General features: G+C 40.0%; 13 protein-coding genes. 4 read left to right on the forward strand and 9 right to left on the reverse strand.

What is annotated here, in order from left to right; translation table 11 throughout:
• Positions 1-18 precede the first annotated feature (18 nt).
• The 6 genes from CDG61_RS13875 to acnD all read right to left on the reverse strand — a co-directional run bounded on the left by CDG61_RS13875 (position 19) and on the right by acnD (position 6,584).
• On the reverse strand, positions 19-465 hold the full coding sequence (locus CDG61_RS13875; RefSeq protein ID WP_087549593.1) for an ABZJ_00895 family protein: 447 nt from the start codon (positions 463-465) through the stop codon (positions 19-21).
• Positions 466-919: 454 nt separating this feature from the next.
• Positions 920-1,501 carry a DUF4126 domain-containing protein gene (locus tag CDG61_RS13880; RefSeq protein ID WP_087549663.1) on the reverse strand — a complete coding sequence of 194 codons (582 nt, stop codon included), beginning with the start codon at positions 1,499-1,501 and terminating at the stop codon, positions 920-922.
• Positions 1,502-1,628: 127 nt separating this feature from the next.
• Entirely contained in the window at positions 1,629-1,763 is a 135-nt protein-coding gene (locus CDG61_RS13885) for a zinc ribbon-containing protein (RefSeq protein ID WP_111858212.1), read from the reverse strand.
• A 229-nt stretch (positions 1,764-1,992) separates the two neighbouring features.
• Positions 1,993-2,223, reverse strand: coding sequence for a hypothetical protein (locus CDG61_RS17695; protein WP_228199581.1), 231 nt, complete (start codon positions 2,221-2,223; stop codon positions 1,993-1,995).
• Positions 2,224-2,431: 208 nt separating this feature from the next.
• Complete coding sequence (locus CDG61_RS13895; protein WP_087549595.1) at positions 2,432-3,841, reverse strand: hypothetical protein; 1,410 nt, start codon at positions 3,839-3,841, stop codon at positions 2,432-2,434.
• A 124-nt stretch (positions 3,842-3,965) separates the two neighbouring features.
• On the reverse strand, positions 3,966-6,584 hold the full coding sequence (gene acnD, locus CDG61_RS13900) for a Fe/S-dependent 2-methylisocitrate dehydratase AcnD (RefSeq protein ID WP_087549596.1): 2,619 nt from the start codon (positions 6,582-6,584) through the stop codon (positions 3,966-3,968).
• A 300-nt stretch (positions 6,585-6,884) separates the two neighbouring features.
• Here acnD and CDG61_RS13905 point away from each other — a divergent pair, with 300 nt between their 5' ends.
• The 3 genes from CDG61_RS13905 to CDG61_RS13915 all read left to right on the forward strand — a co-directional run bounded on the left by CDG61_RS13905 (position 6,885) and on the right by CDG61_RS13915 (position 10,025).
• Positions 6,885-7,301 (forward strand): hypothetical protein, encoded by a 417-nt coding sequence (locus tag CDG61_RS13905; RefSeq protein ID WP_087549597.1) that lies wholly within the window; start codon positions 6,885-6,887, stop codon positions 7,299-7,301.
• Positions 7,302-7,370: 69 nt separating this feature from the next.
• Entirely contained in the window at positions 7,371-8,093 is a 723-nt protein-coding gene (locus tag CDG61_RS13910; protein WP_087549598.1) for a YgfZ/GcvT domain-containing protein, read from the forward strand.
• Between the two features lie 57 nt (positions 8,094-8,150).
• On the forward strand, positions 8,151-10,025 hold the full coding sequence (locus CDG61_RS13915) for an AAA family ATPase (protein WP_087549599.1): 1,875 nt from the start codon (positions 8,151-8,153) through the stop codon (positions 10,023-10,025).
• Between the two features lie 43 nt (positions 10,026-10,068).
• Here the strand turns inward: CDG61_RS13915 and CDG61_RS13920 are convergent, their stop codons facing one another.
• Entirely contained in the window at positions 10,069-10,314 is a 246-nt protein-coding gene (locus tag CDG61_RS13920; protein ID WP_087549600.1) for a hypothetical protein, read from the reverse strand.
• A 314-nt stretch (positions 10,315-10,628) separates the two neighbouring features.
• On the opposite strand from CDG61_RS13920, the gene CDG61_RS13925 reads away from it, so the two are divergent.
• Positions 10,629-11,438, forward strand: a complete 810-nt coding sequence (locus CDG61_RS13925) for a tetratricopeptide repeat protein (protein WP_087513993.1) — start codon at positions 10,629-10,631, stop codon at positions 11,436-11,438.
• A gap of 57 nt (positions 11,439-11,495) precedes the next feature.
• Here CDG61_RS13925 and CDG61_RS13930 read toward each other — a convergent pair whose 3' ends face one another.
• Together CDG61_RS13930 and CDG61_RS13935 are read right to left on the reverse strand one after the other, a co-directional pair.
• The gene (locus CDG61_RS13930) at positions 11,496-12,611 is read right to left on the reverse strand and encodes an NADH:flavin oxidoreductase/NADH oxidase (RefSeq protein ID WP_087549601.1); all 1,116 of its coding nucleotides are present in this window, start codon (positions 12,609-12,611) and stop codon (positions 11,496-11,498) included.
• A 247-nt stretch (positions 12,612-12,858) separates the two neighbouring features.
• Complete coding sequence (locus CDG61_RS13935) at positions 12,859-14,157, reverse strand: carbohydrate porin (RefSeq protein WP_087549602.1); 1,299 nt, start codon at positions 14,155-14,157, stop codon at positions 12,859-12,861.
• Positions 14,158-14,598: the final 441 nt, after the last annotated feature.

Consider the following 14,598-nt stretch of genomic DNA (forward strand, 5'->3'; position numbering starts at 1 on the left):
CTGAACAGCAGCCCAGGCTCAGGAAAACATTTTTTCAGCCATGCGCTCTGCCTGTTTGCCATAAAACCACCATGTCAGCAGATACAGCGGTATAGCCAGTAACAGAAACATGATAAACACGACAACCATAAACTGCGACTGGCTCAGATACATCATAAAATCCTGCCAGACATCAGGACTGTTCCGTGAAAATATCACCAGCCCCAGAAGCAGAAAGACAATATTATAACCCCAGAAAATCAAGCAGAAACCGAGGGTGATTTTTTTACGTTCTGCCTGTGTAGGCGCGCGTTTCTGCTGTTTTAAAAATTTATACAGCACCAGTATCATGGCAACCAGATAAGGAACTGCTGTTAAAATACCACCTACACCCTGAGGTAATATCGCTGCCAGTACTCCACAGATACAGGTGAAAATGATACAGAACAGAAAAAACCATAAAAAATATCGAGTTAGGGAGACCATAGAGCCGAACCATTCAGTACTGAAAAAGAATTATAAAAAAAATTGAATTTTTTTTCATTTTTATGTCAACCAATCCACATCCCCCTGCGTTATATAAGGTACAAGGTCTGAATAATCCGATAATTTGTACTGGCATCCACAATATTTTCGGTGACCTTTCTAAAGCAATAAGTTTAGCTCGCTCTGAACAATTTGAACAGCAGCCATACTGTTCAGGGCAAATGCTTTTTTGACCGACGATTTCATCATCACTCGAATCGTCGGTCTTTTATTTTCATCGTCTGAAATATTTTCAACTCATCATCTGTTCACAACAGCGCATCATAAAAAGACAGCTGTATCTACTGCTCTATCCGTACTGCTGAAATAATCACTGACCTGTTATCCAGTCATAGGGATCATTTCATATTGCCAGAACAACCTGAAATCCACTGTTTTTTAATCTCAAAACCTTTCAGACATCTGAACTCTGAATACTGCTTTCCTGACGTTTTTTACGTACCCAGCGGATCACAATCACCATCAGAATAATACCAACTACAACTACCAGTACGGGAACAACAAAAGACAGTAATGAAACGATCAGCGCACTGATCCATTCTCCTGTCGAAACCACAGGGTTTGCAATTCCTCCAGTCGTGGCAGTTGAAACACCACGGACAGCCACTGTACTTAACTGTACAGCACCTGCTGTTCCACCACCCACAATAATCGCTGCTGCCCAGCTGGCAAACTGAGACATTTCACCCGTGCTTGCAGCCATGGTGGTCAGAGTGCCTGCCATCATTGCCGCGGGAGTTGCAACGGTATCAAGTGCATTGTCCACCCAGGGAATATAGTACGCGCCAATTTCACAGACTGTTGCCACAGCCAGTCCTATACAGACCGACGGCATTGCCAGCCATTCAAAGCCTTTCATGGGTTCAAACCAGCCTATCAGGGAAGCGACACTCATGACCAGTAAAGGGACAAAGACACGAAATCCGCAGGCGGCACTTAAGCCTATACCAATACAGAGTCCTAATATTGTTTCAATCATCTGTGCCCACCCTTTCTCTTTATTATTTTTAACTGTATATACGTTAGCAAAAAGCCCTATTGAGTAATAGGGCTTTTATTTTAAAACAGGGAGTATCCGTTTTAATTATTGTGCTTATGCAATCTTATTTGTTGAAATGATTGCCAAGACATTTGGTACACGGTGGTAGTCGATCTGTACCAATTTCTAAGTAGGTGCGTTGACCGCATTGAACACAAAAATAGAAGCCTGTTCCAGGTTTAGAGCCAGCAGTAACCATTTTTGTTCTCCATAGGTTTTTAGAAATGGTGAAATCAGTATACCGCTATCGAGATGAATGTCTATTGGCTATTTTTAAAAATGATGGTGTCATTTTTGCAAGAAATAGATTGGCGAAATTATTGTCAGATTTATTTATCTTTGAGATAAAAATCTTCACATATTGGTTTTTTCTCTGCTTAATTTTTCCAGAATGTGAATCATTTTTTATTTATTCTATTTGTTTCAATTTATTTCTGTACAGAAACTGGCATGCCGTCTTCGCCAAACAGCACTCCTCGTTCTTTGAGTTTGTCACAGGCTGCGTGATGGACAACGCCCCGTTTGCTGACTTTGGTTTCGAGTAGTCTGCGTAATGTGGCTTCGCTGACGTTGGCATGGTGGACGACTTCCATACGTACGCCCCAAAATTTGTCATTTGCAAAGCGGTCGAGTATTTCTGCATCTGCATCGGGGTTCATGGCTGCTGTGGCTCGAATCGCTTGGTTTGGGTCTGTTAGGAAAGGTTCGAGTTCGGCTGTATTGGCTGCACCACTTGCCGCAATATAGCGGCGTTCTTCTTCGGCTTTTTGTTCGGGGGATTTTTTGGGCATTGGTTGATTAATAAGTATTTAATTTAGTTCCAACACTATAAAGGAAGGAACTAAATAAACTAGTATATAAATATGCCTAGTAACTATTAACTAGTTGTTGATATTGGGTATCTGTTATTAGAACAGGTAATTGTAGTTCAGTAACTTTATCTAATCTAGTTAAAGCCTGTATAGTAATTTGATTAGCTGTTTTTCCTGCAAGTTGCTTAACTAATATTTTAAAATTTTTTGGACACGATGTTAAACTTAACCTATTAGAAAAATCTTTATTCAGTACTAGCTTTACAAACTCTTTTAATTCAGGCTCTCCAAATTTATTAATCATCTGATCATAATATGTTTCAGCCATATTAGATATTCCATATCCATTACCTATTTTTGCCATAACAACTGTTTTAACATAAGCATGGCGTACAGAATCTGGGATTACACCCGTATCAGAAACATAAGCAGATAGCGTTTTAGCATGAGGTGGTTCATTATAAAAATTACTAAGACCATGATGAGCACTATATAAATTTTGTATCTTTTCAGAAATTTCTAAAGCCAGAGTATCAGAAGGCAAATAAGATAAACCACTTACTATACTTAAAAAGTTCTTGGCTAAATCCTTTCTAGCTACTTCCCCATTTGCTGCAAAATTACTATATTTAAGTCCGCATTCATATTTAGCATCATCTGGAGCAAGACTCCAACATTTCTGCGCTACTAATTGAATATTTGTTCTGATATTTATAGCTGTTTTCTCTGTTGTATACATTCCAAACAATGTTCGTAACAATGAAGAAACCAAATCAATAGGTAAATACTCAAAACCTACTTTTATTGGTTCTGCGTCTGTAGGTGATAAAATATTATTTCTAATACTGGTTAGAACTCTCTTAACCTCTACCGCAGCTGGTTCTGGCTCTTTTGCAATAACCTCATTAATACAAGTTTCTAACCATGCAACCAACTGAAAACCTGTTAATTGATTTTGATTTGGGTGAGCAGCACTAGCCCAATTTCTCATATCTCGAATATAATCTAAATGTTTATAGCCTATATCTGATAAAATCCCAGTTACATGACAGCCTCGAATAAGTTCCCATTCTTCTATCTTAACTAAATCAGATTCATCTTTTAATTTCGCTCTTCTATTTGAATCTGTTACTACACTGTCATAAAAATATTCCAAATCAAATCTTATAACTTTAGATCTCAGATTAACAACAGTTTCATCCCAAATAAAGTTTAACGCAGCATCAAACAATCCAGCACCACAGGCTGCTATAAATTTTGATAAATAAAGTGAATTATTTCTTTTTGTAGTTTCAATATGATTAATTACATCAGGGAAATTATTAATGATTCTCGATCTTTCAGGTATAGAAACCAATACATTTTCTGTTGGAAGCCCCAACTCTGATAAATAACCATTCAATGCACTACTTAATCCATCTACAACACTAATCACATTAGTGGTAGTTGTTACCTGATTGGTCATCTTAACTCCAATAAAACTACTTAATATATTCTAAAGATATAGTAATCCAATAATTAAAGCTATTCCTCTATCAATAGAGAAATAGCTTTAATTAGAATTGTTAATTTAATGACTTAAATATGAATCAAGCCACATTCCCTTCCAAGAAATCCTGTGCAAAACGTTGTAATACACCACCCGCTTCATACACATGCACTTCTTCTTCGGTGTCTAAACGACACGTTACAGGCACTTTCACGATCTCATTTTGACCATCAGCAGTCGAACGCTCGATCACCAAAGTTAAAGTCGAACGCGGTGCAATATTACCAATCACGCTATACAACTCAGTACCGTCAAGCTTCAATGTTTTACGATCCGTACCTACTTTAAACTCAAGCGGTAATACACCCATACCCACAAGGTTAGTACGGTGAATACGCTCAAAACCTTCCGCAACGATCACTTCAACACCTGCGAGACGAACACCTTTCGCAGCCCAGTCACGGCTAGAACCCTGACCATAGTCTTTACCTGCAATAATGATCAGCGGTTGCTTACGATTCATATAAGTTTCGATCGCTTCCCACATACGCATCACTTCGCCCTCAGGCTCAACACGTGCTTTAGAACCCTGCTTGATCGTACCGTCAGAACGAACCACCATTTCATTAAACAGTTTAGGGTTAGCAAATGTTGCACGTTGCGCAGTTAAATGGTCACCACGGTGCGTTGCGTAAGAATTGAAGTCTTCCTCAGGTACGCCCATTTTATGCAGATATTCACCTGCTGCCGAATCCATCAGGATGGCATTCGATGGTGACAAGTGATCTGTCGTGATATTGTCAGGAAGAATTGCAAGTGGACGCATATTCGCCAAAGTACGTGGCGCAGCCAAAGCACCTTCCCAATACGGCGGACGGCGGATATAGGTACTTTGTGGACGCCAATCGTATAACGGACTCGCAGCTTGTACACGCTCACCCAAATCAAACATTGGGATATACACTTTCTTAAACTGCTCAGGTTTAACAGCAACTTTTACCAGTGCATCAATTTCTTCATCCGATGGCCAGATGTCTTTTAAGTAAATCGGATTACCGTCTTTGTCATTGCCCAATGAATCTGTTTCGATGTCAAAACGAATTGTCCCTGCAATCGCATACGCCACAACCAATGGAGGAGATGCTAAGAATGCTTGTTTTGCATAAGGATGGATACGACCATCGAAGTTACGGTTCCCTGAAAGTACCGCAGTTGCATACAAGTCACGGTCAATAATTTCCTGTTGAATCACAGGATCAAGCGCACCTGACATACCGTTACAGGTCGTACATGCATACGCCACGATACCGAAACCAAGCTTTTCAAGATCACCCAACACGCCTGCTTCTTCAAGATACAAAGCAGCTGCTTTAGAGCCTGGTGCAAATGATGATTTCACCCAAGGTTTACGCACTAAACCAAGTTCATTGGCTTTACGAGCCAACAAGCCTGCAGCAACGGTATTACGTGGGTTAGACGTATTGGTACAAGAAGTAATCGCTGCAATGATCACCGCACCATCTGGCATTAAACCTTCAGCTTCCTGCGCACGCGCTGCGTCTAAATTACCTGCAATGCCTTTGGCTTTTAAGTCAGCGGTTGATACACGAGCATGCGGGTTCGATGGCCCTGCAATATTACGGGTTACCGTTGAAAGATCGAAACGTAAAACACGTGGATATTCAGCTTGCGTCATATCCGATGCCCAAAGACCGATTTCTTTGGCATAAGTTTCTACGAGTTTGACCTGATCTGCTTCACGACCTGTCAGTGTTAAATAATCAATGGTGTTCTGGTCGATATAGAACATTGCCGCAGTTGCGCCATATTCAGGGGTCATGTTGGAAATCGTGGCACGATCACCCACTGACATACTGTCTGCACCTTCACCGAAGAATTCTAAATATGCACCCACCACACGTTCTTTACGCAAGAATTCTGTCAATGCCAATACGATGTCAGTCGCAGTAATGCCTGCTTGACGCTGACCCACAAACTCCACACCAATAATGTCTGGAAGACGCATCCACGATGCACGACCCAACATCACGTTTTCAGCTTCGAGTCCTCCGACACCAATCGAGATCACACCAAGCGCATCAGTATGTGGTGTATGAGAATCTGTACCTACACAAGTATCTGGATATGCGATACCACCACGGTTTTGCACCACTGGAGACATTTTCTCCAGATTGATCTGGTGCATGATGCCGTTACCCGCAGGAATCACATCGACATTTTCAAATGCAGTTTTTGTCCATTCGATGAAGTGGAAACGGTCTTCGTTACGACGGTCTTCAATCGCACGGTTTTTCTCAAAAGCATCAGGGTCAAAACCACCAAATTCCACAGCAAGTGAATGGTCAACGATCAACTGAGTCGGTACAACAGGGTTTACTTTTGATGGGTCGCCACCTTGATCAGCAATCGCATCACGCAGACCTGCAAGGTCAACCAATGCTGTTTGTCCGAGAATGTCATGGCACACCACACGCGCAGGATACCAAGGGAAATCGTGGTCTTGTTTACGGTTAATCAATTCTTTTAAAGATTGTTCGAGAATGGCCGGGTCACATCGACGGACTAACTGTTCAGCCAATACTTTTGAAGTGTATGGAAGTTTCGCGTATGCGCCTGGCTGGATGTCTTCAACGGCTTGACGCACATCGAAGTATTCGAGCTGGGTACCTTGCAGTGGTTTGCGGTAGTTGTTATTCATTGAATTGTGCCTCTTGCATCATTTTGTACTGCGTGTCTGATGTTCGAATAGTACACTGCCGAAAACCCATTTCCCAAATCGTTTATATTTCATAAGCTTAGATATAAAAACAGGGGTTTTGGAAATATTTAGTAACAACTTGAGTTGAATATTTGCTCTAAATCGGTTTTTTATTAAAAAATAGTGGAAAATTAATCTTATTCTTTAGTCGTAATTGAATGGAAGTCTCACATTTCAAAATATATTATTTTAAACATCAAATATTTAAAAATTTAATCTTATAAAACAACTGGGGCATTCATGATTTTACCTTCCAACCAGATCAACTCACAAACCATCGCCAATGCTTTAAAGAATGCGTTTATTGACGTTATTGATGTTGAGGACAGGGGCTTCAGTGTCAAAATTGAAGATATTTATTTTGATGTAAGAGTTGATGCTGAAAACGAAAGAATTAATTTACAGCTGATTCATAATATTGCTGAGTTCAGCAATGAAAATATGTTTAAACTCGTCATCGCAAGTAATGAGACCAACAAAGAAAAAACATTTATTAAATCAAGCATTATTGAATATGAAGACCGCATTTTCCTACAGATTGAATACACCATCAGATACGATAAAGGCTTAAATATGCCGCAGTTTGTGAGTGATTTACGATTCTTTGACCGTGTTGCTCTGGCTTCTATCCGTGACCATTTCCGTGGTGTGGTTTAATTAATTGAATTGACTTGTCTATTGTTGCTGACCTGACTTAAACTTCTATAAATTAAGTCGGGTTTTATTATGACCATTTCAGCATTCTCCTCATTTACTTTAGCCGGTGCAGATGCCCAGAAGTTCCTTCAGGGACAAGTCACTTTAAACACAGAAGCACTGGCTGAAAATACCACTCGCTATACTGCCATCTGTGATCTGAAAGGGCGTATCCACTTCGGTTTATGGCTCACAAAGATCAATCCTGAACTTTTTGAAATCGTCACTACGGCTGACCAGGCAGATGAGTTTTCAAAACACATCAAAAAATACGGTGCGTTCTCTAAAATGAAACTTGAACCTGTGGGTTCAGTTTTTCCGACACTGACGGCAGATACAACTGTTTTTTCATCTGAAGCAACTGATATTACTGCATGGGAAGTCTCTGCAATCCAGCATGGTCAGGCATTCATTGTGCAACAGACTGAAGGACTTTTTCAGCCACAGGAACTCCGTTTGCACCAGCGTGAAGGCGTTCACTATGACAAAGGTTGTTACCTGGGTCAGGAAGTGATTGCGCGTTTATGGTTTAAAGCGAAACCTAAGGCATGGCTGCATGTGATTCAGGGTTCAGGCGATGTTCCTGCTCTGGGTGAGCAGTTAAGTAAAGGCGTTCAGGTGGTGAACAGTACTGCTTATGAAGGTGGTTTTATTGCATTGGTTGTCGCCCGTCCTGATGCTTTACCAGAACTGGACGTCACTGTGTCAGAGCTGCCTGAATATTTAAATGGTGATGTGGCGAGACCGCAGTAAATTTATATTTTTTAGAATGTTATGATAAATTAGCCTCTAAGTTTAGGGGCTTTTTTAATGACTGAAAAATTATACTATTGGGCAGAAAATTTAGAAGGTTATAGTTCTGATAATGAACAAAATTACGACCAAGTTATGGAAATTAAACGGTTGAATTTTTTTATAGGTAAAAATAATGCGGGAAAAAGCCGATTTTTAAGAAAGCTATTTACAACTACAATTCCGTTTGAGATTTTGAATTACCCCACAAATATGGATCAAATATCGAAAATTAAATTTTTTTTGGATACACTTGATGATTATGATTCAAGATTTCAGTTATCCAATCATAGTGGTTACAATAAAAATCATATACTTCCTTATATAAACAATATTCTAAGTGCCCCATTATTTCCACGCTCTGAGTATAAAAATATTTTTGATAAAAATTATGAAGCACTTTCAAAATTCACTTACAACCATGACTCTTACACACCTGAATTACATGAACAAATAAAGAAGAAAATCGAATATTTCGACAAAGAAATTGGTTTTACTCTTACTAAATACTATGTCCCAATACTACGAGGTATGCGTCCCGTAACTGAAATAGAATTTCAACATCCTTATATTGCAAGAACCCAAAAAGATTATTTTAGTAACATTAATAAATTTAATTCTAAAAATATTATTACAGGTGAATCACTATACCATGAGCTGAAAATTCATTTATTAGGAGAACCTGAGCAACGTGAAGTCATCAAAAATTATGAAGAAAAACTCAGCCAATATTTCTTCGATAATGAAACTATTACCCTTATTCCCAAACATGAACAAGATGTAGTCAATATTAAAATTGGAAATGATAAACAATTTCCAATTTCAGAACTTGGTGATGGTCTGCAACAAGTGATCATTTTAACTTATGAAGCTTTTATCAAAAAAGATCAAACTCATGCATTTTTTATAGAAGAGCCTGAGCTTCACATGCATGCTGGTATGGTTCGTCAGCTCATGAATTTCTATCTCAATGAAACCAATCACTATTATTTCTTTACCACTCACTCTAACCATCTTTTAGATATGGCAGATGAATCAGATCAAGTCATTATTCAAAAATTTGTCAAAGAACCAAATAAAGATGATTCTAATAAGTTTGATTTTAAGATTTATCGTTGCGACCGAGATCGTGACTTGCTAGCTTCTCTCGGTGTAAAACCATCTTCTGTTTATTTAGCCAATTGCACCATTTGGGTCGAAGGCATTACCGACCGCTTATATATCACTAAATATATGGAAAAATATTTAGCTGAATTGGAAAATTCAGATGCTAAACTTTATAAAAAATACTGTCGTTTTATGCCGAATTACCATTACACGTTTGTAGAGTATGCTGGAAGTAACTTAACACATTGGTCATTTAGTGATGATTATGCAGATCATTTAGATGACAAAGGATTAAGTGCAAAAGCTGTAGCAAGTGAAATGCTACTTATTGCAGACGGAGATATAAAAGAAAAAGCTGATCGAGTTAAAAAACTCACAACAGAATTAAAAAGTTCAAATTTCTTTAAATTTGAATGTAAAGAAATTGAAAACACACTCCCAAAAAATTCAATTATTCGTGTGGCAAAACAACGTTTTAACCGTATGAAAAATAATACTAAACAAGGATTTAGTATAGAAAATTTAGATACAATCAGCAGAGATAACCATTTTGAGCATAATGATTTTGGTATAGGAAAACTCTTAGATAATCAAATCAGAAATCCTAGAACCAATTCCGAAAAGTTAGCCTTTGCTGATAGTGAAGGTGTTGGAACAATTAAGAATAAATTAGATTTTTGCCGTGAAATCATCAAAGATTTTGATGAAAATCCTGATTGGCAACTCACTCCAAAAGCGAAAGAAGTTTGCGAATGTATTTTTCAGCATATTGAAAAATGTAATTAAAATTTCCCAAGCCTCCTTTTTTCAAAGGAGGTTGCTTTATTCATCAAAACCCATGAAACAGTTTATTCATGTCTTTACAGACATAGTCTTTAAAATGAAATGCACGGGCATGCCTGGCATCAAACTTTGAAGTTAAATCACCTTTCTGGAAAATATAGACACGATCATCTTTACTGACCAGAAATTCTGCCCCCAGTTTCATCAGTAAAGCATCAATTTTGTCTTCATCTGCAATACTGTCGTCCTGAAAGACTTTGTCATAATTCCGTCGGATGCCTTTTATAAACACTGTTTTCTCACTGCTAAAAATAAGATGAAATTTAAAATACAGCCTGAATATTCAGATCAGTCTGAAATTTTAACCTTTTTATTACAGATTTTCAGACTTTTCCAATCAAATACACAGACCTGCTATAGCTATAAAAGACAAAGAAAACCATCCCATCCACAATTTCTCCCAGTTTTCAGTGATTTTCATCAAAGATGCTACAAATTTCACAAATGCAATATTTACTTTTCAAAAGGCATAACTTATATACTGAAGTACAGTAATCAAAAGGACTTATGTTGCTGAAACAACATGGTTAACATTGTTATATGAAAATGAAAAAAATTATCTTCGCAAGTCTGATCGCTCTTTCATCCCACATGGCTTTTGCAGCGGAGGCAGCTCCTGCTGCTATCGACCCTGCTTTTGCAAAAATTGAAGAGATGGTCAAAGCTAAAAATATGACCGGTGCTTACCAGGAACTGGATAAGCTTGCAAAAACGGGCAATGCTCAGGCTATTTACAATCTGGGTTATCTGACTCAGACGGGTCAGGGGACTGCCAAAGATGAGAAAAAAGCAGTCAAACTGTATGAACAGGCTGCAAGCAAAGGCTATCCAGTTGCAAACTATGTACTGGGTAAAAACTATGCCACAGGTACACTGGGCTTAAAAACAGACATTACAAAAGCAAAGCAGTACTTAAGTAAAGCATCTGCTCAGGGTTTTGATGATGCAACCCTGGATCTGGCAGTATTACTGTTTTCTGAAAACAAGCCTGCTTCCGATAAGGAAGGCTTACAGAAACTGGAACCTTTAATTAAAAAAGGAAACTATCAGGCCATTCATGCAAAAGCTCTGTATAACATCAGCCTAGGCTTCAAAAATAAAACTGAAGCACCAATCAAGGAAGGTCTGCAAAGTATTCAGGAACTGGCTCAGAAAGGCTATATTCCTGCACTGCTCGCAGTTGGCAATATGCTGACCAATGGCAATATCATCCCTCAGAATTTACCTGAAGCGAAAAAGATTTTTGCTGCCCTGGCAAAGGACAATGTCCCTCAGGCAAAAGAATCCCTGGCAATCGTGGATAAAATGATTGCTGAACAGGCTAAAGCTCCTGCCAAAACAGCGAAAAAAAGCTGATTTATGACAGATCAAAAAAAGCCCCTGTATTCAGGGGCTTTTTCAGCTCAGCTGTTTTCATTCAAACGGATGAAACAGATCTCTGAAGCCATGTGGCTGACAGCGCAGATACTGTGGCGCAATCTGAATCGTCTCACCCAGTTCCGCTGCTGCATGCCACGGCCATCGAGGGTCATACAGCATGGCACGTGCCAGTCCAACAGCATCTGCCTGTTCATATTCCAGAATTCCCTCTGCCTGCATGGACTCTGTCACCAGACCTACTGCAATCACAGGGATACTGACATTTTCTTTGACCTGAGCCGCAAATGGAACCTGATAACTGGCATGTACATCAATTTTCTGCTGAGGATGTAAACCTCCACTGGAAACATGAATATACACCGCTCCTGCCTGTTCCAGCTGTTTCGATAATGCCACGGTTTCTTCCAGTGTCCATCCACCTTCAACCCAGTCCTGTGCTGAAAGTCTGATCCCTACAGGGAAATTTTCAGGCACAGCTTTTTTGATGGACTCAAATGTTTCCATAACCATACGGATACGGTTTTCAAAACTTCCACCATATTCATCTGTACGGGTATTTGCCAGCGGTGACATAAACTGATGCATCAGATAACCATGTGCAGCATGCAATTCAATCAGATCAAATCCAGCTTCAACCGCCCTCTTAGCTGCCTGAGCAAAATCCTGCTGGATGGTTTTCAGCTCTGCAACCGTGAGTGCATGCGGTTTTTCATCGGACTCCTGAAATGCAAGTTCCGCAGGTGCAACGGTCTGCCAGCCATGTGCATCTGCTGAAGCAATCTGTGCCTTTCCATGTCTGACATTCCACGGCTTTTCTGTTGAAGCTTTACGACCTGCATGTGCAAGCTGAATGGCAAAAGGCACTGGTGATACTGTTTTTATTTTTTTCAGCAATACTGAGATGCGTTCTCCCTGCTCATCATTCCATAGCCCTAAATCTGCATAACTGATCCGTCCTTCAGGCTGAACAGCGGTCGCCTCCACGATACATAAGCCTGCGCCTGACAGCGCATAGGTTCCCCATTGCTGCTCATGCCAGTAACTGATCTGCCCCTGCTCTGTTGCAGAATACTGACACATCGGGGCAATGATAATTCTGTTGCTCAGTTTCAGCGTTCCCAGCTGCAAAGGTTGAAATAGTCGTGCCATTATTTTCTTTCCTGAAAGATCAGTTTATTTTCGCAGTATGGATATATAGCAGAATTTGACACTATTCACTTTAAAACTTTTTGCCAGTTTTTGTAGAATTTTCGCTTTTGTCTCAGTGAATGTATTTAAGATCACATTCCTGAATTTTTATAATCACACTCATTCATTTGAGTTTATTGAACCTGAAACATAAAAAGACAGGCGTTATCTGCCTGTCTTTTCAAACAATCCTATAAAAGCATATCGCTTAGAAAATCACTTTGCTGCCCAGTCCAACCACCAGTGCATTATCCACGGCTGTCGTAGCCCCTGGGTAAACCACATACTGAACCAGTGGGCGCAACATGAACCATCTGACTGGATAATATGAATAATTCAGCTCCACATTATATTCAGCATCTTTATTTAACAGGGTTTTATCCGTACCTGCACGACTGCCGTTGATGTAATCACGGTAGCGGTCATTGATATGAATACGGTTAACCGCCAGTCCCAGTATGTCATCCGGATGTCCATCAAACAGACCAATATACTTCAGTCCCAACTGCTGAGAATCCTCAACAGCCGTCGTGGTACGGTCATGCGCAGTAAAGTTACCAAAACTGTGTAAACCACGGCGACCTGCACCTGTAGAAGTCAACTGCTGCTCAAAGCTGATCCATCCACCAAAAGTGCGGTCTTCGCCTATGGTCGCTTTGGCATAGCCGATATTGTACTGATTTGCAGCATCATCCGCTGTGTTATACAGAGCACCAAAACGATAACTGCCTGGCAGATCATTCAGCCCCTGTTTCGGTGACCATACAACTTCTGACAGGACATTTACACCATCAGCATTTTTGGTATCCAGGTTCCATCCGTGACGTTCCAGGGCATTTTCAGGGTTATATTCAAATACACCTGCCTGTGCAAACAGTTCAGGACTGATCTGATATTTCACACGTCCACCCCATTGTGAAACAGGTGTGTTGTACCAGAGCTTACCCTGCCATTTTCCCATCTGTGCGGCACAGAATGCATTGCCCTGAAAGTCACATGCCATGGTATTGAACTCAGTTCCCAGTCCCATACGCCCCAGTCGGACGCTGATACCCTGATCTTTAAAGTTCTTTTCGACATACAGCTCACTCAGACGACTGCCTGAATTACCCCGTCCCCAGTTCGCCTGAGAGTTTGCCCACTGTGGTGCAGCAGGATCCTGTATAGCGTCAATGGAGGTGCTTTGCCCCTGACGTGCAGTCACCAGTGCCCGAAAAGTCACGCCTTCCCAGCCTGCCAGTTTTTCCAGATCAAGCGTTGTACCCAGTCCAAACTGAGTACCAAATGTCGGAGCCTGATGTGCATCATAACCACCATCTGCCAGATAGGAACCATCTGTCGCAATGGTTCCATCAAACTTCACGCCTTTTTCAGCAAGTTCAGTCCGTGTACCGTTCCAGTCGCCAGTTAAGGTGTTTCCATCCTTAGAAAAAGCCTGTTCAGCATGTGAATAGGACATCAGAGTGGCAATGGAAACTGCCATGATGGAAAGAGCTGTTTTTTTCATGAGGAAGCCTGATCGGGAGAAGTATTTCAAATAGATTTACAGCGTTGTGTATCGGACAGAGACTGAAATGAACCAGCCAGAACGGTCTAAACACAAATTAAGAGGCATCGACCTAGTTTAGAGCATACACCGCACTGACAGATAAAAACTCATACGTACCCGCAGTGACCAGATCAGCTATAAACTTTATCTTTACCCTTAATTTATGAGAAATTTACATCGTTTTTAAATCAGGACTATCAGCTTATTTTTATCAGTTTCAAAACTTATTTTTATCAGTCAATATAAATATTAAAAAACAGCAGATTACATTTTCACCCACATTTTCCAATCATAAATCAGGCTTATATATGTTTACTATTCACACAATATATAACACAACCCCAATCCCATTCAGCATGCTTTATTGACTCACCTGGAACAGCTACAATAACCAGCAAG

Source organism: Acinetobacter sp. WCHAc010052, from assembly GCF_002165295.2.
GTDB classification, from domain to species: Bacteria; Pseudomonadota; Gammaproteobacteria; order Pseudomonadales; family Moraxellaceae; genus Acinetobacter; species Acinetobacter chinensis.

Excerpts from the sequence above, each read along its gene's own strand:
- CDG61_RS13875 (WP_087549593.1), bottom strand. The coding sequence starts at position 465 with ATGGTCTCCCTAACTCGATATTTTTTATGGTTTTTTCTGTTCTGTATC.
- CDG61_RS13885 (WP_111858212.1), bottom strand. The coding sequence starts at position 1,763 with ATGGTTACTGCTGGCTCTAAACCTGGAACAGGCTTCTATTTTTGTGTT.
- CDG61_RS17695 (WP_228199581.1), bottom strand. The coding sequence starts at position 2,223 with ATGAACCCCGATGCAGATGCAGAAATACTCGACCGCTTTGCAAATGAC.
- CDG61_RS13895 (WP_087549595.1), bottom strand. The coding sequence starts at position 3,841 with ATGACCAATCAGGTAACAACTACCACTAATGTGATTAGTGTTGTAGAT.
- acnD (WP_087549596.1), bottom strand. The coding sequence starts at position 6,584 with ATGAATAACAACTACCGCAAACCACTGCAAGGTACCCAGCTCGAATAC.
- CDG61_RS13905 (WP_087549597.1), top strand. The coding sequence starts at position 6,885 with ATGATTTTACCTTCCAACCAGATCAACTCACAAACCATCGCCAATGCT.
- CDG61_RS13910 (WP_087549598.1), top strand. The coding sequence starts at position 7,371 with ATGACCATTTCAGCATTCTCCTCATTTACTTTAGCCGGTGCAGATGCC.
- CDG61_RS13915 (WP_087549599.1), top strand. The coding sequence starts at position 8,151 with ATGACTGAAAAATTATACTATTGGGCAGAAAATTTAGAAGGTTATAGT.
- CDG61_RS13925 (WP_087513993.1), top strand. The coding sequence starts at position 10,629 with ATGAAAAAAATTATCTTCGCAAGTCTGATCGCTCTTTCATCCCACATG.
- CDG61_RS13930 (WP_087549601.1), bottom strand. The coding sequence starts at position 12,611 with ATGGCACGACTATTTCAACCTTTGCAGCTGGGAACGCTGAAACTGAGC.
- CDG61_RS13935 (WP_087549602.1), bottom strand. The coding sequence starts at position 14,157 with ATGAAAAAAACAGCTCTTTCCATCATGGCAGTTTCCATTGCCACTCTG.